At 62.2% G+C, this 19,664-nt stretch carries 21 protein-coding genes and 2 pseudogenes; 9 read left to right on the plus strand and 14 right to left on the minus strand.

The window, feature by feature from the left end:
* Positions 1-24: 24 nt before the first annotated feature.
* Positions 25-879, plus strand: coding sequence for a sulfurtransferase (locus AB4N98_RS14340; protein WP_017530950.1), 855 nt, complete (start codon positions 25-27; stop codon positions 877-879).
* 56 nt (positions 880-935) lie between these two features.
* Here AB4N98_RS14340 and AB4N98_RS14345 read toward each other — a convergent pair whose 3' ends face one another.
* The 4 genes and pseudogenes from AB4N98_RS14345 to AB4N98_RS14360 form a co-directional block, all read right to left on the minus strand.
* Positions 936-1,928, minus strand: a complete 993-nt coding sequence (locus AB4N98_RS14345; RefSeq protein ID WP_460148698.1) for a hydrolase — start codon at positions 1,926-1,928, stop codon at positions 936-938.
* 71 nt (positions 1,929-1,999) lie between these two features.
* The gene (gene rsmD, locus AB4N98_RS14350) at positions 2,000-2,617 is read right to left on the minus strand and encodes a 16S rRNA (guanine(966)-N(2))-methyltransferase RsmD (protein WP_017530952.1); all 618 of its coding nucleotides are present in this window, start codon (positions 2,615-2,617) and stop codon (positions 2,000-2,002) included.
* The gene (locus AB4N98_RS14355) at positions 2,617-4,107 is read right to left on the minus strand and encodes a M16 family metallopeptidase (protein WP_017530953.1); all 1,491 of its coding nucleotides are present in this window, start codon (positions 4,105-4,107) and stop codon (positions 2,617-2,619) included. The genes rsmD and AB4N98_RS14355 overlap by 1 nt, the downstream gene beginning before the upstream one ends.
* Positions 4,100-5,454 (minus strand): annotated as a pseudogene (locus AB4N98_RS14360) (M16 family metallopeptidase). The gene AB4N98_RS14355 and the pseudogene AB4N98_RS14360 overlap by 8 nt, the downstream one beginning before the upstream one ends.
* 232 nt (positions 5,455-5,686) lie before the next feature.
* Here AB4N98_RS14360 and ftsY point away from each other — a divergent pair.
* The 4 genes from ftsY to rpoH all read left to right on the plus strand — a co-directional run bounded on the left by ftsY (position 5,687) and on the right by rpoH (position 9,750).
* Positions 5,687-7,078, plus strand: a complete 1,392-nt coding sequence (gene ftsY / locus AB4N98_RS14365) for a signal recognition particle-docking protein FtsY (RefSeq protein WP_068938096.1) — start codon at positions 5,687-5,689, stop codon at positions 7,076-7,078.
* On the plus strand, positions 7,075-7,746 hold the full coding sequence (ftsE, locus tag AB4N98_RS14370) for a cell division ATP-binding protein FtsE (protein ID WP_003176700.1): 672 nt from the start codon (positions 7,075-7,077) through the stop codon (positions 7,744-7,746). Before ftsY ends, ftsE begins: the two co-directional genes overlap by 4 nt.
* The gene (gene ftsX / locus AB4N98_RS14375) at positions 7,743-8,765 is read left to right on the plus strand and encodes a permease-like cell division protein FtsX (protein ID WP_017530956.1); all 1,023 of its coding nucleotides are present in this window, start codon (positions 7,743-7,745) and stop codon (positions 8,763-8,765) included. The genes ftsE and ftsX overlap by 4 nt, the downstream gene beginning before the upstream one ends.
* Before the next feature lie 130 nt (positions 8,766-8,895).
* Positions 8,896-9,750: an RNA polymerase sigma factor RpoH gene (gene rpoH, locus AB4N98_RS14380; RefSeq protein WP_003176698.1), complete on the plus strand. Its 855-nt coding sequence runs from the start codon at positions 8,896-8,898 to the stop codon at positions 9,748-9,750.
* 123 nt (positions 9,751-9,873) lie between these two features.
* Here rpoH and mtgA read toward each other — a convergent pair whose 3' ends face one another.
* Positions 9,874-10,596, minus strand: a complete 723-nt coding sequence (mtgA, locus tag AB4N98_RS14385; RefSeq protein WP_017530957.1) for a monofunctional biosynthetic peptidoglycan transglycosylase — start codon at positions 10,594-10,596, stop codon at positions 9,874-9,876.
* Between the two features lie 74 nt (positions 10,597-10,670).
* Here mtgA and AB4N98_RS14390 point away from each other — a divergent pair, with 74 nt between their 5' ends.
* From AB4N98_RS14390 to trmB, 4 genes are all read left to right on the plus strand, one after another.
* On the plus strand, positions 10,671-11,045 hold the full coding sequence (locus tag AB4N98_RS14390) for a DUF423 domain-containing protein (protein WP_017530958.1): 375 nt from the start codon (positions 10,671-10,673) through the stop codon (positions 11,043-11,045).
* A gap of 79 nt (positions 11,046-11,124) precedes the next feature.
* The gene (gene thiS, locus AB4N98_RS14395) at positions 11,125-11,325 is read left to right on the plus strand and encodes a sulfur carrier protein ThiS (RefSeq protein WP_017530959.1); all 201 of its coding nucleotides are present in this window, start codon (positions 11,125-11,127) and stop codon (positions 11,323-11,325) included.
* 48 nt (positions 11,326-11,373) lie between these two features.
* Positions 11,374-12,168 carry a thiazole synthase gene (locus AB4N98_RS14400; protein ID WP_017530960.1) on the plus strand — a complete coding sequence of 265 codons (795 nt, stop codon included), beginning with the start codon at positions 11,374-11,376 and terminating at the stop codon, positions 12,166-12,168.
* A gap of 9 nt (positions 12,169-12,177) precedes the next feature.
* Positions 12,178-12,903, plus strand: a complete 726-nt coding sequence (gene trmB / locus AB4N98_RS14405) for a tRNA (guanosine(46)-N7)-methyltransferase TrmB (protein WP_058426548.1) — start codon at positions 12,178-12,180, stop codon at positions 12,901-12,903.
* 79 nt (positions 12,904-12,982) lie between these two features.
* Here the strand turns inward: trmB and AB4N98_RS14410 are convergent, their stop codons facing one another.
* The 9 genes and pseudogenes from AB4N98_RS14410 to AB4N98_RS14450 all read right to left on the minus strand — a co-directional run bounded on the left by AB4N98_RS14410 (position 12,983) and on the right by AB4N98_RS14450 (position 19,617).
* Entirely contained in the window at positions 12,983-13,306 is a 324-nt protein-coding gene (locus tag AB4N98_RS14410; protein WP_003176691.1) for a DUF3392 domain-containing protein, read from the minus strand.
* A gap of 18 nt (positions 13,307-13,324) precedes the next feature.
* Positions 13,325-14,527 carry a radical SAM family heme chaperone HemW gene (gene hemW, locus AB4N98_RS14415; RefSeq protein WP_017530961.1) on the minus strand — a complete coding sequence of 401 codons (1,203 nt, stop codon included), beginning with the start codon at positions 14,525-14,527 and terminating at the stop codon, positions 13,325-13,327.
* Positions 14,524-15,120 (minus strand): RdgB/HAM1 family non-canonical purine NTP pyrophosphatase, encoded by a 597-nt coding sequence (rdgB, locus tag AB4N98_RS14420; protein WP_026067507.1) that lies wholly within the window; start codon positions 15,118-15,120, stop codon positions 14,524-14,526. Before rdgB ends, hemW begins: the two co-directional genes overlap by 4 nt.
* Positions 15,117-15,551, minus strand: a complete 435-nt coding sequence (locus AB4N98_RS14425) for a DUF4426 domain-containing protein (RefSeq protein ID WP_017530963.1) — start codon at positions 15,549-15,551, stop codon at positions 15,117-15,119. The genes rdgB and AB4N98_RS14425 overlap by 4 nt, the downstream gene beginning before the upstream one ends.
* Before the next feature lie 20 nt (positions 15,552-15,571).
* Positions 15,572-16,192: a methionine biosynthesis protein MetW gene (gene metW, locus AB4N98_RS14430; protein WP_003234603.1), complete on the minus strand. Its 621-nt coding sequence runs from the start codon at positions 16,190-16,192 to the stop codon at positions 15,572-15,574.
* Positions 16,189-17,339 (minus strand): annotated as a pseudogene (metX, locus tag AB4N98_RS14435) (homoserine O-succinyltransferase MetX). The gene metW and the pseudogene metX overlap by 4 nt, the downstream one beginning before the upstream one ends.
* Positions 17,340-17,465: 126 nt before the next feature.
* Positions 17,466-18,053 carry a YggT family protein gene (locus AB4N98_RS14440; RefSeq protein ID WP_065879314.1) on the minus strand — a complete coding sequence of 196 codons (588 nt, stop codon included), beginning with the start codon at positions 18,051-18,053 and terminating at the stop codon, positions 17,466-17,468.
* 25 nt (positions 18,054-18,078) lie between these two features.
* Entirely contained in the window at positions 18,079-18,897 is an 819-nt protein-coding gene (gene proC, locus AB4N98_RS14445) for a pyrroline-5-carboxylate reductase (RefSeq protein ID WP_065879315.1), read from the minus strand.
* Between the two features lie 33 nt (positions 18,898-18,930).
* Positions 18,931-19,617: a YggS family pyridoxal phosphate-dependent enzyme gene (locus AB4N98_RS14450; protein ID WP_017530967.1), complete on the minus strand. Its 687-nt coding sequence runs from the start codon at positions 19,615-19,617 to the stop codon at positions 18,931-18,933.
* Positions 19,618-19,664: the final 47 nt, after the last annotated feature.

Here is a 19,664-nt window from a genome sequence, read left to right on the forward strand (position 1 = left end):
CACATGCATTCGTAGGAGTTCGTCATGCCGCTTGCCCAACTGATCAGCCCCCAGCAATTGGCCGAACGCCGCGAGTGCGGCGCCTTGGTGATTCTTGATTGCCGCTTTGCCCTGGAAGATCCGGATTACGGTCGTTGCAGCTACGCCGAAGGGCATATCGAAGGCGCGCACTATGCCGACCTGGATCGCCATCTCAGCGGGCCGGTGACCAAGGGCGTGACCGGCCGTCACCCTCTGCCGGACGCGAACACATTCGCCGAGCAACTACGGGCCTGGGGTATCAGCGCCGACACCGATGTGGTGCTGTACGACGACGGCCCCGGCGCTTATGCCGCCCGCGCGTGGTGGCTGCTGGCCTGGCTGGGCAAGCGCGATGGCGTGTTTATTCTGGACGGTGGCCTCAAGGCCTGGCACAGCGCTGGTTTCCCATTGAGCCTGGACGCGCCGGTAATCGCGACGGGAAGCTTTGTCGGCAAGCCGGACAATCACCTGCTGCTGGACGCCGAGCACCTGCAAAAACGCCTGGGCCAGCCGGGCCTGACTTTGATCGACGCGCGCGCACCCGCGCGTTTTCGCGGCGAAGTGGAGCCCATCGATCCGATTGCCGGGCATATCCCCGGTGCGCAATGCGCGGCGTTCAACGAAAACCTCGGCAGTGATGGCCGCTTTCTGCCGGCCGAGCACCTCAAGCAGCGCTTTGCCGCGCAATTGCAGGGGCGCTCGCCAGAGGACCTGGTGGCGTATTGCGGTTCCGGGGTGACGGCCTGCCATAACCTGTTTGCCCTGAGCCTGGCGGGATACCCGTTGGGCAAGTTATATGCGGGGTCGTGGAGTGAGTGGATTACTGATCCGGCGCGGGCAATTGCTACGGGCGACTGAGTTTTCAGCCGTGTAAACCCAATCCAAATGTGGGAGGGCAAGCCCCTTCCACATGTTTAACCGTGTTGTGCCCTAAGCCATTGGGGAATGCGCCGCTCAAGGTAGTAGCCGGGGCGTTTCAGTGAGCCATCGACGAAGCCCACGTGCCCACCTTTGGCCGTCAGTTCAAACTCGGTGCACGCCGACAGTTCGCTGGCTTGCGGCAGGCTGTGCGCAAACACGAACGGATCATCCGCCGCCTGGATAATCAGCGTCGGCGTACGGATGGCGCCCAGGTAATAGCGGCTCGACGCCTGGCGGTAATAGTCCTCGGCACTCAAAAAGCCGTGCAGCGGCGCGGTCACCCGGCCATCGAAATCCCAGAACGTGCGCATCTTCTCCAGTGAGCCCAGGGCGCCCAGGGTTTTCAGGCCTTCTTCCCGGCCATCCTGTAGAAACTGGTGCTGCTTGACGCGGATATACGCCAGCATCTCGCGCATGAAGTGCTTCTGATACACCCGCGAAAAGCCCAGCCCGATGCGGTCTGCGCACTGGTCCAGGCGAAACGGTACCGACACCGCCGCAGCGCCTTGCAGCCCGGACGTTTCGCCGGTTTCGCCCAAATGCTTGAGCAGCACATTACCGCCCAGGGAATAACCCACGGCATACAACGGTGCCAACGGCCGCTTGGCGCGCAGATGGGCAATCGTTGCCGCCAAGTCTTCGCTGGCACCCGAGTGATAGCTGCGGGCCAATAGGTTCGGCTCGCCGGAGCAGCCACGCCAGTTCAGCGCCAAGCTGGCCCAGCCTTGAGCACCGAGGACTTTTTGCAGGCCGGCCACGTAGGGCGAGTTGGATGAACCGGTCAACCCATGCAGCACCAGCACCAACGGCGCTTGCACGTCATGGGGGCCATGCCAGTCGAGGTCGAGAAAGTCGCCATCGTCCAGCCACAGGCGTTCGCGTTGACGCTCGATAGGGGTGGAGGGACGCCACAGCGGCCCCCACAGGGTTTGCAGGTGGGGGTTGCCGAGGCCGAAGGCGGGTTTGAAGTGGTCAGACGGGTTCATGAACATCTCTTTGTGGCGGGCGAGCAAGCTCGCCACGACAGCCGGCTTGCCTGACAGCCCGCTCGCTGGGCTTATTCGGCACTCTCGACCAAACGATGCCACAGCGCGTAATACACCCGCCCGGACTTCTGCTCCCGATGCAGGCGCCACGCACCCGGCAAGCCCAGGCTGGACGGCGCGGTCTCGCTTTCGGTGTAGACCCACGCATCCGGCGCCAGCCATTGGCGCTCTTCCAGCAGCGTGCACACGGTAGGCAACAGGTTCTGGTTGAACGGTGGGTCGAGGAACACCACGTCGTATTCGCTGGCCGCCTGGGTTTCCAGGTAGCGCAGCGCGTCGGCGGTTTGCACCTGGCCGTTGGTGCAACGCAAGGTGCCCAGGTGTTCCTTGAGGCTGGACACCGCCACATTGCTCGCATCCAGCGCCTGGGCCTGCGCCGCACCACGGGACAGCGCTTCCAGGAACAGCGCGCCACTGCCGGCAAACGGGTCCAGCACCTTGGCGCCCGCGATATATGGTGCGAGCCAGTTGAACAGGGTTTCACGCACGCGATCCGGCGTGGGGCGCAAGCCCACGACGTCAGGGAAGCTCAGCTTGCGGCTGCCCCATTCACCGCCAATGATGCGCAGTTGGCCCACACCGTTGTGTACGTTGTGGACAGGTTTTTTCGGGCGAGATGAACTGGCCATTAATGCTCCGGAACCCCGAGCGGCTGCTCGGCGGGTTTGTCAGTGGGGGGCGGTAGTGGCTTTTGCGCAATCGTCGGGCCGGCGGTCACGATGACCATCTTGTCGGCGCTCAAGTGTTTGTTCAAGGCAGCCTTGACCTGCTCTACGGTCAGGGCCTGGGATTGTTTCATGAAATCTTCCAGATAGCTCAGCGGCAGGTTGTAGAAACCCATGACGCCCAACTGGCCGACGATATCGGCGTTGCTCGCGGTCGACAGCGGGAAACTGCCGGCCAGCTCGCGCTTGGCGTCATCCAGTTCTTTCTGCGTCGGGCCGGTCTTGAGGTAATCGGCCAGCACCTCCTCGACCAGGCGCAGGGTGCCGCCACTCATTTCGGCGCGGGTTTGCAGGTTGATCATGAACGGGCCGCGCACCTGCATCGGCGAGAAACTTGAGTACACGCCGTAGGTCAGGCCGCGCTTCTCGCGCACCTCGCTCATCAAGCGGGTGCCAAAGCCACCGCCGCCAAGGATCTGGTTGCCCAGGGACAAGGCTGCGTAGTCCGGGTCGGCGCGGTCGATGCCCAACTGGGCGAACAGTAGGTGGGTCTGCTTGGACGGGAATTCGATACGGCTCAGGCCTGCCTTGGGTTCGGTCGGCTGGGCGATTTTCGCCAGGGCCGGGCCTTTGGGCAGCGACGCGGAGACCTTGGCCGTCATGGCCTCGGCTTCGGCGCGGGTCAGGTCGCCCACCACTGCAATCACCGCATTGCCGGCGGCGTACGCCTTGGCATGGAACGCGTGCAGCTGCGCCTGGGTAATCTTCGGCACGCTTTCAGGCGTGCCTTCGCTCGGGTGCGCGTAAGGATGGTCGCCATACAAGCGCTTGAACAGCTCCAGGCTCGCCAGTTTGCCGGGGTTTTGCTTTTGGTATTCGAAGCCGGCGAGGATCTGGTTTTTGATGCGCGCCAGGGAGTCGGCGGGGAAGGTCGGCTGGCCGAGCACCTGGTCAAACAGCGCCAGGGCGGCTTCGCGCTTGTCGCTCGCGCTTAGGCTGCGCAGGGACACCAGCGCCATATCGCGGTAAGCGCCATTGCCGAAGTCGGCACCCAGGCCCTCGAAGCCACTGGCGATCTGGCTGACATCCTTGCCCGGCACGCCTTCGTTGAGCATGGCGTTGGTCATCAATGCCAGGCCCGGCACATCGCCGTCCTGGCTGCTGCCAGCGGCGAACAGGATGCGCACGTCGAACATCGGCAGCTCATGGGCTTCGACGAACAGCACCTTGGCGCCTTCGGCGGTGGTCCAGGTTTGCACGTCGAGCTTGCGGTTGGTCGGCGCCTTGCCGTCCAGCTCTGCCAGCGATTGCAGTTTTTCGGCTGATTGCGCCTTGTCCAGGGCCTGGCTGGCGACCGACTCGCTGGGGCGCAGGAGATACACGGCGCTGGCGGCGATCAATGTAACGGCGATCAGGCCGGGCAGGATCAGGCGGCTGCTTTTGCGATCACTCATGAGCGGTCTCCTCAGGCAGAACATGGGCGACGCTCAGACGTTCGCGGGTGAAATAGGTGCGTGCGGCCTTCTGGATATCTTCCGGGGTCACGCTTTGCAGGTCGGCCAACTCAGAATCCATCAGCTTCCAGGACAGGCCAACGGTTTCCAGGGAGCCGATGGCCGTGGCCTGGCTGGTGATCGAATCGCGCTGGTACACCAGGCCGGCAATGACCTGGGCGCGGATACGCTCCAGTTCTTCGGCGGTCGGCGGCTTGGCCTTCAACTCTTCCAGCAGGCGCCACAGGCCGGCTTCGGCTTGGGCGACGGTTTTTTCTTTTGTTGATTGGGGGTGGCCGTCAGCATGAACAACGTGTCGCCACGGGTGTAGGCGTCGTAGTTGGTGGAAGCGGCGGAGACCAACTCTTCACCGCGTTCCAGCTGTTCGGAAATGCGCGCGCTGTAGCCGCCGTCCAACAGGGCTGAAATCAGGCGCAGGGCCTGCACCGAGCGCTTGTCTTCGGCAGTGGCCAGGCCGGGCACGTTGAAACCCAGGATCACACTGGGCAGTTGGGTCTGCACATGCAGGGTCAGCAGGCGTTCGCCGGGTTCGGCCAGCTCCATCGGGATCTTGGCCGGAGGAACGTCACGCTTGGGGATCGGGCCGAAGTAGCGCTGGGCCAGGCTTTTTACTTCGTCCGGGGTCACGTCGCCGACCACCACCAGGGTGGCGTTGTTCGGCACATACCAGGACTGATACCAGTGGCGCAGCTCTTCGACTTTCATGCGGTCCAGGTCGGCCATCCAGCCGATGGTCGGCGTGTGGTAACCGCTGGCCGGGAAAGCCATGGCCTTGAAGCGCTCAAAGGCCTTGGACATCGGGTTATCGTCGGTGCGCAGGCGGCGCTCTTCTTTAATAACCTCGATTTCGCGGCTGAACTCGTCGGCCGGCAGGCGCAGGCTGGCCATGCGGTCGGCTTCGAGTTCAAAGGCCACGCCCAGGCGATCACGGGCCAATACCTGGTAGTAGGCGGTGTAGTCGTCGCTGGTGAACGCGTTTTCTTCAGCGCCCAGGTCACGCAGGATCAGCGAAGCTTCGCCGGGGCCGACTTTGGCGCTGCCCTTGAACATCATGTGCTCCAGGGCGTGGGACAAGCCGGTCTGGCCCGGGGTTTCGTAGCTCGAACCGACTTTGTACCAAACCTGGGAAACCACCACCGGGGCGCGATGATCTTCGCGGACGACGACCTTGAGGCCGTTGTCCAGCGTGAATTCATGGGTGGGTTGTGGGTCGGCGGCCAAAGCTGAAAGGGGCAGACAAACTGTGCTGAGCAGCAGGCCTGCGGCGCGGCGGGCTAGAGCATTCATTCGTTTTTAAACCTGTTGGGCTGCCCGCTTGGTCTTAGCGTCGGCGGGCGAGGAGGTGCTAGGATACTGGTCCGACTTAAGGACGGCCACTGCGGCTGTCTTGTTAAGGCTCTATTTAGGCCTTACAAAATGTTGCGCATGAACGAGCTGGCTAAAAAACAGTCTGTTACGCATCGTATTTTATTTACCGACGCGCCCCTTGGCGCGTCGCTACCTTGAGATAGCCGTCTCCATGTTTGGTTCCAACGACGACAAGAAGACCCCAGCTGCGGCTGGCGAGAAGAAAGGCCTGTTCGGATGGCTGCGCAAAAAGCCGCAGGAAACCGTCGTCGAACAGCCGCAGGTTCAAGCTGAACCGACCCCTGAACCCGTAATCGATGCCGAACCGGTTGCCGAAGCGCCGGCGCCGGTGGTGTTGCCGATGGCTGAGCCGGTGTTGCAGCCGGTCGCCGAGGCCGCACCGGAGCCCGAGCATACGCCATGGCCGCAGTTGCCGGTGGCCGAAGAGCCGGTCGCCCTGGTTGAGGATGTGCAGGCCGAGCACGTGGTGCCGCCGATTCCAACGGTGATTGAACCGGAGCCGGTAGAACACGTCGTGGTTCAAGCGCCGCCGGTCGTTGAAGTCCCCGCGCCTCTGGTTGCCGCACCTGCTGTCGTCGAGCCTGCGCCCGTCGCGACATCAACCGAAACCGGCAAGACCGGCTTCTTCGCCCGCCTCAAGCAAGGCCTGAGCAAAACCAGCGCCAGCATTGGCGAAGGCATGGCCAGCCTGTTCCTGGGCAAAAAGACCATCGATGACGAACTGCTGGAAGACATCGAAACCCGTCTGCTCACCGCCGACGTGGGTGTAGAAGCCACCGCCGTGATCATCCAGAGCCTCACGCAGAAGGTTGCGCGCAAGCAGTTGACCGATGCCGACGCACTGTACAAATCCTTGCAGGCCGAGCTGGCTGCGATGCTCAAGCCTGTTGAAGCACCGCTGGTGATCACCCCGAAAAAACCGTTTGTGATCCTGGTGGTGGGCGTCAACGGCGCCGGCAAGACCACCACCATCGGCAAATTGGCCAAGAAGCTGCAACTGGAAGGCAAGAAAGTCATGCTGGCCGCCGGCGACACCTTCCGCGCCGCTGCCGTCGAGCAGTTGCAAGTGTGGGGTGAGCGCAACAAGATCCCGGTGATCGCCCAGCACACCGGTGCCGACTCCGCTTCGGTGATCTTCGATGCCGTGCAAGCCGCCAAGGCGCGCAACATCGACGTGCTGATCGCCGACACCGCCGGGCGCCTGCACACCAAAGACAACCTGATGGAAGAGCTGAAGAAAGTGCGCCGCGTGATCGGCAAGCTTGACGCCGACGCGCCCCACGAAGTGCTGCTGGTGCTCGACGCCGGCACCGGCCAGAACGCCATCAGCCAGGCCAAGCAATTCAACCAGACGGTGCAACTGACCGGCCTGGCGTTGACCAAGCTCGACGGCACGGCCAAAGGCGGCGTGATCTTTGCCCTGGCCAAACAGTTCGGGTTGCCGATTCGTTATATCGGCGTCGGTGAAGGCATCGACGACCTGCGCACCTTTGAAGCCGAACCCTTTGTACAGGCACTGTTTGCCGAGCGGGAGCGTTCATGATTCGATTCGAACAGGTCGGTAAACGCTATGCCAACGGGCATGTGGGCTTGCATGAGCTGAGCTTTCGAGTGCGTCGCGGCGAGTTCTTGTTTGTGACCGGCCATTCCGGCGCCGGCAAAAGTACCCTGTTGCGCCTGCTGCTGGCCATGGAACGCCCCACCACTGGCAAACTGCTGCTGGCAGGCCAAGACCTGGCCACCATCAGCAATGCGCAGATTCCGTTCCTGCGCCGTCAGATCGGCGTGGTGTTCCAGAACCACCAGTTGCTGTTCGATCGCACCGTCTTCAACAACGTTGCGTTGCCGTTGCAGATCCTGGGGTTGTCCAAGGCCGAAATCATCAAGCGCGTGGATTCGGCCCTGGAGCGCGTGGCGCTGTCGGACAAGACCGACCTCTACCCTGGCGATCTGTCCACGGGCCAGCAACAGCGCGTCGGCATTGCCCGCGCCATTGTCCACCGCCCGGCCTTGCTGCTGGCCGACGAGCCCACCGGTAACCTCGACCCGCGCCTGGCGGCCGAGATCATGGGGGTGTTCGAAGACATCAACCGCCTGGGCACCAGCGTACTCATCGCCAGTCACGACCTGGCGCTGATCGCACGTATGCGCCACCGCATGCTGACCCTGCAACGCGGTCGCCTGATCGGTGACGGGGAGGCCGGCGTATGAGTGCCACACGCAGCCCTAAAGTATCCGAACGCGTGGCGCCCAAGCCGGCCGACCCGCAACCGAAAAAGAAAAAACACGACGACGATGACGGCCCGGACTTCAGCACCCTGCTGCGCGCCTGGATCGAAAGCCATCGCGCCAGCCTGATCGACAGCCTGCGCCGCCTGGGCAAACAGCCAATCGGTAGCTTTTTCACCTGCCTGGTGATGGCTGTGGCCTTGAGCCTACCGATGGGCTTGTCGCTGTTGCTCAATAATGTGGAACGCCTGGGCGGCTCCTGGCAGCGTGCGGCGCAGATTTCGCTGTACCTGAACCTGGACGCCAGCACGCAGCAGGGCGAAGCGTTGCGCGACGACATCAAGAACATGCCCGGCGTGGCGGATGCCGAGTACGTCAGCCGCGATCAGGCGCTTGAAGAGTTCCAGCAACAGTCCGGCCTGGGCGAGGCGCTCAAGGAGCTGCCGCAGAACCCGCTGCCGGGCGTGGTGCTGGTGACGCCGAATGAAGTCGACAAACCGGCCCTGGAAGCCCTGCGACAAAAACTCGCAGAGCTGCCCAAGGTGCAACAGGCGCAACTTGATCTAGTCTGGGTAGAGCGCCTGGCCGCGATCCTCAAGCTGGGTGACCGTTTTGTGTTCGGCCTGACGGTGTTGTTGGTGTCTGCATTACTTTTGGTGATAGGTAATACCATTCGTCTTCATATTGAAAACCGTCGCACCGAGATAGAAGTGATTAAACTGGTCGGCGGCACGGACAGCTATGTGCGTCGGCCTTTTCTGTACATGGGCGCGCTATATGGCTTCGGTGCTGGGATTTTGTCCTGGGGAGTGCTGGCATTTGGCCTGAACTGGCTGAATGACGCGGTTGTCGGGCTTGCTGGCTTGTACGGCAGCGATTTTGCCCTGGCCGGCGTGCCGGTGGCCGATGGTCTGAGTCTCTTGCTTGGCGCGGTCTTGTTGGGGTATATCGGTGCGTGGATCGCGGTGGCGCGGCATTTACGCGAGCTGGCGCCGAAGTAGTTAATGTCAGATTAATGTGGTTTCGTTTGTATTGGCCGTATCAGCGGTTTAGGGAACTTGTCCTACGGTTCCCAGGTCAATTTTCGCAGTGCTGAACTGCACGAGTTATGTGAGTCGGAGGTTTTTTCGTATGACCACTTCTTTGCAACCTGCTTATGCCTTGGTCCCGGGTGCGAACCTTGAGGCCTATGTGCACACGGTCAACAGCATTCCCTTGCTGACGCCCGAGCAGGAGCGTGAACTGGCCGAGAGTCTCTACTATGAGCAGGATTTGGGGGCGGCTCGGCAGATGGTGCTCGCCCACCTGCGTTTTGTCGTACATATCGCCCGTAGCTACAGCGGCTACGGCCTGGCCCAGGCTGACCTGATCCAGGAAGGCAACGTTGGCCTGATGAAGGCGGTAAAGCGCTTCAACCCTGAAATGGGTGTGCGCCTGGTGTCGTTCGCCGTGCACTGGATCAAGGCGGAAATCCACGAGTTCATCCTGCGCAACTGGCGCATTGTGAAAGTCGCGACCACCAAGGCCCAGCGCAAATTGTTCTTCAACCTGCGCAGCCAGAAGAAACGCCTGGCGTGGCTGAACAACGAGGAAGTCCATCGCGTGGCTGAAAGCCTCGGTGTGGAGCCTCGCGAAGTGCGCGAGATGGAAAGCCGCCTGACCGGCCATGACATGGCCTTCGACCCGGCTGCCGAAGCGGACGACGACAGCGCCTTCCAATCGCCGGCCAACTACCTGGAAGACCACCGGTACGACCCGGCGCGTCAACTGGAAGACGCCGACTGGAGCGACAACTCCAACCACAACCTGCACGAAGCCCTGGAAGTGCTGGACGATCGCAGCCGTGACATCCTCTACCAGCGCTGGCTGGCGGAAGAAAAAGCCACGCTGCACGACCTGGCCCAGAAGTACAACGTGTCGGCCGAGCGGATTCGTCAGCTTGAGAAAAGCGCGATGAACAAGTTGAAACTGTCGATCGCCGCTTAACGGGCGACACGATCAAACGGTGGGAGGGAGCTTGCTCCCGATAGCAGAGTGTCAGTCCACATCCACGTGGCTGACCTACTGCAATCGGGAGCAAGCCCCCTCCCACATTTGTTTTGTGTCGTGTCAGTCGGACCAGGGTGCTTTGCGAGCGTTGTTCAGTTCCGCGAGATAGCCGTCCCCACCTAACTGGCTCATCTGCTGGCGAATCCACGCCGCGCGCCGTGCCACGTACGCCGTTGGATGGCTGGCGCTCCACACCCGCGGATTAGGCAATACCGCCGCCAGGTAACTGGCTTGCTGCCGCGACAGCCCCTTGGCACTCACCCCAAAATGGTGCCGCGCCGCCGCTTCGGCACCAAACACCCCTTCATCCCATTCCACGCTGTTGAGGTACACCTCAAGAATCCGCTGCTTGGGCCACAACACCTCGATCAGTCCGGTGAACCACGCCTCCAGGCCTTTGCGCAAATAACTGCGACCGGCCCATAGGAACAGGTTTTTCGACACCTGTTGGCTCAACGTACTGGCGCCGCGAATCGATCCGCCACGCTCGTTGTGCAGGATCGCCGCCTGGATCGCGCCGAAATCGAAGCCCCAGTGCTGCGGGAAGCGCTGGTCTTCACCGGCCATCACCGCGACTTTGAGGTCATCGGAAATCTCGTCCCACGGCACCCAGGTGCGTTGCAGGTCGATAGGCTCACCGTCGAACCAGGATTCGACCTTGCGTTCCACCATCAGCGCAGTGAACGGTGGCGGGACGACACGCAACAGCAGCACCAGCAAGACACTGCCAATGGCAAACCATTTCATGACGTTGAGACAGCGTTTGAAGAGGAGACGCAGCATAGAGATGGCTTGGCCGAACCCGTTGAGCGGGCCATTATACAGACCCTGCCCGATGAGTCTGACTGGAGTTCCTCATGCTGCGTAGCTTTCTGATGCTGGCTGCCTTTTTCGGCTTCACCGGTGTGGCCCTCGGCGCCTTCGCCGCCCACGGCCTGAAAAACCGCCTGAGCGCCGAATACCTGGCAATCTTCCACACCGGCGTGACGTACCAACTGGTGCACACCCTGGCCCTGTTCGGCGTTGCGTTGCTGGCGGCGCACCTGCCGGGCCGCCTGGTGACCTGGGCGGGCATCGCGTTCGTGGTCGGCATCCTGCTGTTCTCCGGCAGCCTGTACGTGCTGACCCTGACCGGCATCAGCAAACTCGGCATCATCACGCCGTTCGGCGGTCTGGCCTTCCTGCTCGGCTGGTTGCTGTTGGGGCTGGCCGCTTGGCGCTTGCAGCTGTGACCGCTTGACGCTTGGAGCTGACCTTCATGCCCCAATCGGGCTAGAATGCTGGCCCCTAAAAACGATGGCGGCCCGTGGCATGCGCATTCAGTTGAACGGCGAACCCTTTGAACTGCCCGACGGTGAAACCGTTGCGGCCCTGCTGACCCGCCTGGACCTGACCGGGCGTCGCGTCGCAGTGGAGCTCAACCTGGATATCGTCCCGCGTAGCCAGCACGCCGAGACCGCGCTGAAAGAAAACGATCAGGTCGAAGTGGTCCATGCCATTGGCGGCGGCTAGTCGCCTCCCCGGATTCTGCAGAACCTCACCCCATTACGAGGATTTCCCATGAGCATCGTTCGTAGCGACAAGCCTTTCGTCCTGGCCGGTCGTACCTACCAGTCCCGTTTGCTGGTCGGCACCGGCAAGTACCGCGACATGGAAGAGACCCGCCTGGCCATCGAAGCCTCGGGCGCCGAAATCGTCACCTTCGCCGTGCGTCGCACCAACCTCGGCCAGATCGAGGGCGAGCCGAACCTGCTCGAAGTGCTGTCACCGGACCGCTACACCTTTTTGCCGAACACCGCCGGTTGCTACGACGCCATCGAAGCCGTGCGCACCTGCCGCCTGGCCCGCGAGCTGCTCGACGGTCATAACCTGGTGAAGCTGGAAGTGCTGGCCGACCAGAAAACCCTGTTTCCCAACGTGATCGAAACCCTCAAGGCCGCCGAGACCCTGGTCAAGGAAGGCTTTGACGTGATGGTCTATACCAGCGATGACCCCATCATTGCACGTCAACTGGCCGAAATCGGCTGCATCGCAGTGATGCCGCTGGCCGGTCTGATCGGCTCCGGCCTGGGTATCTGCAACCCTTACAACCTGCAAATCATCCTCGAAGAAGCCAAGATCCCGGTGCTGGTGGATGCGGGCGTGGGCACTGCCTCCGACGCGACCATCGCCATGGAACTGGGCTGCGACGCGGTGCTGATGAACTCGGCCATCGCTCATGCCCAGCAACCGATCATGATGGCGCAAGCCATGAACCACGCCATCGTCGCGGGCCGCCTGGCCTACCTCGCCGGGCGCATGCCGAAAAAACTCTACGCCAGCGCCTCTTCGCCGCTGGATGGTCTGATCAAGTAAGAGCCATTGATGACTGAATCAAACGAAACGCCGAACACCCTGGAAGCAGGCGACGAGTCCAAGCACCGTCGCATCAAGAGCTTTGTGATGCGCGCCGGTCGCATGACCGAAGGCCAGCAAAAAGGCCTGGAGCAAGGCACGCCGCTGTTCGTATTGCCGCTTGCCGACGCGCCGGTGGATTACGACCAGGTGTTCGGCCGTTCGGCCCCGCGTTCCCTGGAAATCGGCTTCGGCATGGGCCATTCCCTGCTGGAAATGGCCGCCGCCGCGCCGGACCAGGACTTCATCGGCGTGGAAGTACACCGTCCGGGTGTCGGTGCTTTGCTCAACGGCGTGCTGACCCAGGGCCTGACCAACCTACGGGTTTACGACTGCGACGCGATCGAAGTGCTCAACCGCTGCATCGCCGACAACAGCCTCGATCGTCTGATGCTGTTCTTCCCCGACCCTTGGCACAAAGCCCGTCATCACAAGCGCCGCATCGTCCAGGCGTCCTTCGCCGAACTGGTGCGCAGCAAGCTGAAAGTGGGCGGCATTCTGCACATGGCCACCGACTGGGAGCCGTATGCCGAATACATGCTGGAAGTGATGAACGTCGCCCCTGGCTACCGCAACCTGGCAGAGGACGGCAAATGCGTGCCGCGCCCGGCTGAGCGTCCAATCACCAAGTTCGAGCGTCGCGGTGAGCGATTGGGGCATGGGGTTTGGGATTTGAAGTTCGAGAAGTTGGCTTAACTCGCCACTGACTTGTAATGCAATCAAATGTGGGAGGGGGCAAGCCCCCTCCCACATTTGTTATGTGTTGGGTTTGAGATCAGCGGCGGTCAGCCACTACCCCAATCAACACCAGCACCACCACCAGCACCGGCGCCAGGCTGTAGTTGTTGAACTGGCTCAACCCTCGCACAATCCACGGCGTGGCGTAGATCAGCGCGGCACCGCTGCCGATCATGCATAGCAGGGCCATCAGCGGCACGCGCAGGGCGCCGGCGATGCTGCCCAGGCGCGCTTCGACCCAGCCCTTGATGTCGGCGCCGAACAGCACCAGCAAGCAGCCGACGAGGGCCAGGGAGATTTCCGACAGGTTGCTACGGCTCCAGCGGGATACGGTGGCGAGCAGGTCGAGTACCAAATCCATTCGATTTCCTTAAGAGCGTCAGCTCAAAAACTTCTGCAGCAGGTCATTGAGAAAGAGTTGCCCGCGGTCGGTGGCCGCCAGGCGTGACGGTTCGACCTGCATTAAGCCACTTTGTTCTGCCTCGCGACGCGCCTCGTCAAGGCTGGCCAGGTCGAGGCCGGTACGTTCGGCATAAAGCCTGGCGTCGACGCCGTCGGTGAGGCGCAGCGCGTTCATCAGGAACTCGAAGGGCAGCTCGTCGTTGGTCAGTTCCTTCGCACCGGCCTGGAAGCTTTTGGCCGGGTTGAGGTAGTCCTTTGGTGCGCGGGTTTTCCAGGTGCGCACGATACGCCCGTCCGGATGGCTGAGCTTGCCATGGGCGCCGGCGCCGATGCCGATAAAGTCGCCGAAGCTCCAGTAATTCAGGTTGTGCCGTGCCGGGCGGCCCGGTTGGGCGTAGGCAGACACTTCGTATTGGGCGTAACCGTGCTCGGCCAGCAGTGCCTGGCCAGCTTCCTGAATGTCCCACAGGGTGTCGTCTTCCGGCAGCGCGGGCGGCTGGTTCCAGAACACGGTGTTGGGTTCCAGGGTCAACTGGTACCACGACAAATGTGTGGGCTTGAGTGCGATGGCCTGGCGCAGGTCGCTCAGGGCGTCGTCGAGGGACTGGTCGGGCAAGCCGTGCATCAGGTCCAGGTTGAAGTTATCGAACCCGGCCTGGCGCGCCATGCCGGCGGCGCGAACGGCCTCATCGCCGTTGTGGATGCGGCCCAGCGCCTCGAGTTTTGCCTGTTGGAAGCTCTGGATGCCGATGGACAGGCGATTGATCCCCAGTTTGCGATACGCCACGAACTTTTCTTGTTCGAAGGTGCCGGGGTTGGCTTCCAGGGTAATTTCGATATCGCCGGCAAACGGGATGCGCGCTTCCACGCCCTCGAGCAGGCGGCCCAGTGCCGCTGCGCTGAACAGGCTGGGCGTGCCGCCACCAAAGAAGATCGAGCTCAGCTCCCGCCCGTAAACGGCGTGCAGGTCCTGGTCCAGGTCAGCCAGCAAGGCGTCTACGTACTCTTCTTCCGGAAGCACTGCGCTTGCGGTATGGGAGTTGAAGTCGCAATAGGGGCATTTGCGCACGCACCACGGGATGTGGATATACAGCGCCAGGGGCGGCAGTACCGGCAAGGCCGCCCGAGGTGGTTGCGCGCCGCCATGGATCAGCGCCAGCGCCGGAGTGTCGTGGGTCATTTCAGGCCCAGGCGTTGGCGCAGCAGATCCATTGCACGGGCGCGGTGGCTGATCTGGTTCTTGTCGGCCGGGCTCAGTTCGGCGCTGGAGACATTGCGCTCCGGCACCCAGAACAGCGGGTCATAGCCAAAACCATGCTCGCCACTGGCCGCATGCAGGATGCGCCCGTGCCACAAACCTTCGCAAAGGATCGGCAGTGGGTCGTCCGCATGGCGCACCAAGGCCAGCACACAGACGAACTGCGCGCCGCGCATCACGTCCGGCACGTCCTTGAGAGCGTCGAGCAGCTTGGCGTTGTTGGCGGCATCGCCTTTGCCGTCGGCGTAACGGGCCGAGTAGATGCCAGGGGCGCCGCCGAGGAAGTCCACGGCCAGGCCAGAGTCATCCGCCAACGCCGGCAGGCCAGAAATGCGCGCGGCATTGCGGGCCTTGAGGATGGCGTTCTCGACAAACGACAGGCCGGTCTCTTCGGGCTCCACCTGGCTGAACTCGCCAATTGAGCGCAGTTGCACGGACTCGCCGAGCATGGCCTGCAGTTCTTTGAGTTTGCCGGCGTTGTGGCTGGCCAGTACGAGTTGTGTGAGCGTCATCAGTTGGCCGGGAACAGTTCTTGGTTGAATTGGAAACCGTGGGCTTTGCCACCGGTTTCGACGTTGATGGTGAACGTCTTGTATTCGCGCTGCGTCACGGAGTAGGGCGCCAGGTAGCTGATCCCGCCTTTCTCTTCGATTTGCTTGAACGTCAGGATCTCGCTTTTACCACCCAAGTCCTTGATGGTCCCGGTCACCTGCGCGGCGACTGGGGTCACGCCCTTGATCACGGTCACATTGATCAAGCCCTTTTCCTTGCTGCGCACCACGCCGATTTTCTGGGCAGTCTCTGGCGGCAGGAAGCTTGAGGTAAAGGTGTTGTAGTGAACCGTGATGTCACCGAAGTCTTTCTTGCGATTCGCGTCGATAGTGTCCGCAGCCATGGCGTTGGCGCCCAGGCACGCAGTCAGTAGAAAAATAGCCAGACGACTCATGAGCGTCCCTCTTGAAATGATTAGACGGCAATCTTGTGGTCGGTCAGGCCAGGGCTGCTGACCCGGTAGATACCGATTTCGCCCAACAGGTTGGGCCATAGCTTACTCGCCCAGCCGTGGCGATGCTGTTGATCGACGGCCAGGCGGTTGATCACCTTGGCTTCACGCTCGCCACATAGCGCTTCGAAGTCTTCAAAGGTGCAGAAGTGGATGTTCGGCGTGTTGTACCAGGTGTAGGGCAGGAAATCCGATACCGGCATGCGGCCCTTGGTGGCCAGGTACCAGCGGCAGCGCCAGTGCCCGAAATTGGGGAAGGTGATGATGCACTGGCGGCCTACGCGCAGCATTTCGTCGAGGATCCGGTCCGGGTAATGCACCGCTTGCAGGGCCTGGGTCATCACCACGATGTCGAAGCTGTTGCTGGCAAAGTTGCCGAGGCCCTTGTCCAGGTCCTGCTCAATGACGTTGATGCCCTTGGCCACGCACTGGGCGATGTTGTCCGGATCGTTTTCCAGGCCGTAGCCGGTGACTTGCTTGTGGTCGCGCAGCCAGCTCAGCAGTTCGCCGTCGCCGCAGCCCAGGTCGAGCACGCGGCTGCCGGCGGGGATCCAGTCTTGGATGATGTCCAGGTCGGCTCTCATGGCGTTCTCACAAGCGAAATACGGTTCATGTAGTTACTGAACGCCTGCAGGTAGCGTGGGATCGGAATCAGGAAGGCGTCGTGGCCTTGCGGTGCGTCGATCTCCAGGTAGCAGACGTCTTTCTTGGCGGCCATCAGGGCATCCACCAGCTCACGCGAGCGCGCCGGTGAGAAGCGCCAGTCGGTGGTGAATGACATCACGCAGAACTTGGCTGTGGCGTGCTCGAAGGTTTTCGCCAGGTCATCGTCGTGATTGGCAGCCGGGTCGAAATAGTCCAGGGCCTTGGTCATCAGCAGGTAGGTATTGGCATCGAAACGCCCGGAAAACTCCTCGCCCTGATAGCGCAGGTAGCTTTCCACCTGGAATTCGACGCTGTGGAAGTCGTAGTTGAGCTTCTCGCTCTTGAGGCCACGGCCGAATTTCTCGCCCATGGAATCGTCGGACAGGTAAGTGATATGCCCGACCATCCGCGCCAGCATCAAGCCGCGCTTGGGGATCACACCCGCTTCCTGGAACGAGCCGCCGTGGAACTCGGGGTCGGTAAGGATTGCCTGGCGCGCCACTTCGTTGAAGGCGATGTTCTGTGCCGACAACTTGGGGGCCGAGGCGATGGCCAGGCAGTGGCGCACTCGATCCGGGTAAGTGATGGTCCATTGCAATGCCTGCATGCCGCCCAGGCTGCCGCCGATCACCGCCGCCCACTGGTTGATGCCGAGCAGGTCGGCCAGGCGCGCCTGGCTGTGCACCCAGTCTTCCACGGTGAGCACGGGGAAGTCGGCGCCGAATGGCTTGCCGGTTTCCGGGTTGAGGCTGCTGGGGCCGGTGGAACCGTTGCAACCGCCGAGGTTGTTCAGGCTGACCACAAAGAACTTGGTGGTATCGATGGGCTTGCCGGGGCCGATGCAGCTGTCCCACCAGCCGGGCTTGCGCTCGTCGGCAGAGTGGAAACCGGCGGCGTGGTGATGGCCGGACAGGGCGTGGCAGATCAGCACGGCGTTGCTCGCCGTGGCATTCAATTGGCCGTAGGTTTCATAGATCAGGTCGTAGGCTGGCAGCGAGCGACCGCAGGCCAAGGCCAGGGGTTCGCTGAAGTGCGCCACTTGCGGCACGACCAGTCCAACAGAATCGGGGGGAAGGCAGCTGGCATCGACCCTGCTCTCGTTTAAATGAGGCGTAAGTCTAAAGAGCGGGAACCCCAGCGGCAAGCAAAGGCCCGCACGGAGCAAAATGTGGGAGCGCGGTGCGCGACTTGCTCCCACATTTGTTCCGCGTGTCAGATCAAGCCAAACAGCTCTTTAGGCATGAACGCATAGAATGCCAGGCGCGGAATCACCCAGCTCTGGATCAGTTGGATCGCGATAAACGCGAAGATCGGCGAGATATCCAGGCCGCCCAGGTTGGGGATCAGGCGACGGAACGGCGCCAGCACCGGCTCGGTGATCTGGTACACCAGTTCTGCCCCAGGGCTGCGGCTGCCGGGTGCGACCCAGGAGAGGATCACGCTGATGATCATCGACCAGAAGATGATCTTCAAAAACAGCGAGAAGATACCGATCAGCGCCCACGGCAACAGCAGCACCGTGAAGGCCTGGTAGCCATTTAGCATCAAGACCACCACAAACAGCAGGATCTGCAGCAGCAGTGCCAGCACCAGCGACGACATGTCCAGGCCGAACATGCTCGGCACTATGCGGCGCAGTGGCTTGAGCAGCGGCTGGGTGGCTTTCACCACGAACTGGCACAGCGGGTTGTAGAAGTTCGCCCGCACCAGTTGCAGGATAAAACGCATCAGCACGATCAGCAGGTACAGGCTGCCCAAGGTCTGGATGATGAAGATCAGGGCGTCATTGAGTCCAAGCATCATGTATTCCTTCGTAGGGAGACGACTATTTGCCCAGCTGCTCGGCCATTTCGGCCGAACGATGCGCCGCGGCACCCAGTGCTTTTTCTACCAGGGCTTCAAAGCCCCCGGCCTGGAACGATTCGATCGCAGCTTGCGTGGTGCCGCCCGGTGACGTTACGCGACGGCGCAACTCGGCCGCGTCCACATCGCTTGTGACGGCCATCTTCGCCGCGCCCAGGGCGGTTTGCTCGGCCAGTTGCTCGGCAACTTCCTTGGAGAGCCCCAGCTTCACGCCGGCGGCGGTCATGGCCTCGATCAGCAGGAAGAAATAGGCCGGGCCGCTGCCGGACACGGCGGTGACCGCGTCCAGTTGCTGCTCCTGTTCCAGCCACAGGGCAATGCCCACGGCGGACAGCAACTCCTGGGCCTGCTCACGCTGTTCGGCGCTCACTTGGGCGGTGGCGTACAGGCCGCTTACACCCTGGCGCAGCAGCGCCGGGGTATTGGGCATGCAGCGCACGATCGGCTGGGCGCCGAGCCAATTGTTCATGCTGGCGCAGGTGATGCCGGCGGCAATGGACACCACCAGTTGGTGCGGCTGCAGGCTCGGGCGCAGGCTCTCGCACACGGCCTTCATGGCCTGCGGCTTGACCGCCAGCACGATCACGTCGACGCCCTGGATGGCCTCGGCATTGTCGGCGAAGGTGTTGATGCCATGTTCGGTGCTGATGCGGGCGCGGGTCTCTTCACCCGGATCGCTGGCGCGGATCTGCGTGGAGTCCAGGCCCTTGGCCCGCAGGCCGCCGATCAGGCTGGCCGCCATGTTTCCGGCGCCGATAAAGGCAATACGCGTGTTGCTCATGACAGGTCCTTACTCAGAGGGAAGTCAGCCATTTCATGGCTGGCCGTAGTCGCGGGCACCAAACAGGGCGGTACCGATCCGCACCCAGGTGGCACCCTGGGCGATAGCCGACTCAAGGTCGTGGCTCATGCCCATGGAAAGTGTGTCGAGCGGCAGGTTCAAACGGGCTTGCAGGTCGCGCACGGTGGCGAACGCCGCATCTTGCTCGGCCCGATCTTCTGTCGGCTCGGGAATCGCCATCAAACCGCGCAGCTTCAAGTGCGGCAGGGCGCTGATCGCGTTGGCCAGGGCCGGCAGGTCGGCGGGCGTGCAGCCGGACTTGCTGGCTTCGCCACTCACGTTGACCTGAATGCAAATGTTCAGCGGCGGCAGCTCGGCCGGGCGTTGTTCGGACAGGCGTTGGGCAATTTTGAGGCGGTCCACGGAATGCACCCAGTCGAAGTTCTCGGCGATGGCGCGAGTCTTATTCGATTGAATGGGGCCGATGAAGTGCCAACTCAAGGGCAGGTCGGTCAATTCGGCCTGTTTACCCAAGGCTTCCTGCAGATAGTTCTCGCCGAAGTCGCGCAGCCCGGCGGCATAGGCTTCGCGCACAGCTGGCGCGGGTTTGGTCTTGCTCACGGCCAGCAGGTGGATGCTGTTTGCGTCACGTTGCACGGCCTCGGCCGCGGCGCGGATGCGCCCGCTAACCTGGCCGATATTGTCTGCTATCGTCGACATTCAAGATGCGCCCGTGGATATGGAGTCCGCGGCATTCTACTGGAAAT

The organism is Pseudomonas sp. S3_E10, from assembly GCF_054667615.1.

What these genes read in the sequence shown, in the direction of transcription:
- AB4N98_RS14340 (WP_017530950.1), top strand. Translation starts at nt 25, where the DNA reads ATGCCGCTTGCCCAACTGATCAGCCCCCAGCAATTGGCCGAACGCCGC.
- AB4N98_RS14345 (WP_460148698.1), bottom strand. Translation starts at nt 1,928, where the DNA reads ATGAACCCGTCTGACCACTTCAAACCCGCCTTCGGCCTCGGCAACCCC.
- rsmD (WP_017530952.1), bottom strand. Translation starts at nt 2,617, where the DNA reads ATGGCCAGTTCATCTCGCCCGAAAAAACCTGTCCACAACGTACACAAC.
- AB4N98_RS14355 (WP_017530953.1), bottom strand. Translation starts at nt 4,107, where the DNA reads ATGAGTGATCGCAAAAGCAGCCGCCTGATCCTGCCCGGCCTGATCGCC.
- ftsY (WP_068938096.1), top strand. Translation starts at nt 5,687, where the DNA reads ATGTTTGGTTCCAACGACGACAAGAAGACCCCAGCTGCGGCTGGCGAG.
- ftsE (WP_003176700.1), top strand. Translation starts at nt 7,075, where the DNA reads ATGATTCGATTCGAACAGGTCGGTAAACGCTATGCCAACGGGCATGTG.
- ftsX (WP_017530956.1), top strand. Translation starts at nt 7,743, where the DNA reads ATGAGTGCCACACGCAGCCCTAAAGTATCCGAACGCGTGGCGCCCAAG.
- rpoH (WP_003176698.1), top strand. Translation starts at nt 8,896, where the DNA reads ATGACCACTTCTTTGCAACCTGCTTATGCCTTGGTCCCGGGTGCGAAC.
- mtgA (WP_017530957.1), bottom strand. Translation starts at nt 10,596, where the DNA reads ATGCTGCGTCTCCTCTTCAAACGCTGTCTCAACGTCATGAAATGGTTT.
- AB4N98_RS14390 (WP_017530958.1), top strand. Translation starts at nt 10,671, where the DNA reads ATGCTGCGTAGCTTTCTGATGCTGGCTGCCTTTTTCGGCTTCACCGGT.
- thiS (WP_017530959.1), top strand. Translation starts at nt 11,125, where the DNA reads ATGCGCATTCAGTTGAACGGCGAACCCTTTGAACTGCCCGACGGTGAA.
- AB4N98_RS14400 (WP_017530960.1), top strand. Translation starts at nt 11,374, where the DNA reads ATGAGCATCGTTCGTAGCGACAAGCCTTTCGTCCTGGCCGGTCGTACC.
- trmB (WP_058426548.1), top strand. Translation starts at nt 12,178, where the DNA reads ATGACTGAATCAAACGAAACGCCGAACACCCTGGAAGCAGGCGACGAG.
- AB4N98_RS14410 (WP_003176691.1), bottom strand. Translation starts at nt 13,306, where the DNA reads ATGGATTTGGTACTCGACCTGCTCGCCACCGTATCCCGCTGGAGCCGT.
- hemW (WP_017530961.1), bottom strand. Translation starts at nt 14,527, where the DNA reads ATGACCCACGACACTCCGGCGCTGGCGCTGATCCATGGCGGCGCGCAA.
- AB4N98_RS14425 (WP_017530963.1), bottom strand. Translation starts at nt 15,551, where the DNA reads ATGAGTCGTCTGGCTATTTTTCTACTGACTGCGTGCCTGGGCGCCAAC.
- metW (WP_003234603.1), bottom strand. Translation starts at nt 16,192, where the DNA reads ATGAGAGCCGACCTGGACATCATCCAAGACTGGATCCCCGCCGGCAGC.
- AB4N98_RS14440 (WP_065879314.1), bottom strand. Translation starts at nt 18,053, where the DNA reads ATGCTTGGACTCAATGACGCCCTGATCTTCATCATCCAGACCTTGGGC.
- proC (WP_065879315.1), bottom strand. Translation starts at nt 18,897, where the DNA reads ATGAGCAACACGCGTATTGCCTTTATCGGCGCCGGAAACATGGCGGCC.
- AB4N98_RS14450 (WP_017530967.1), bottom strand. Translation starts at nt 19,617, where the DNA reads ATGTCGACGATAGCAGACAATATCGGCCAGGTTAGCGGGCGCATCCGC.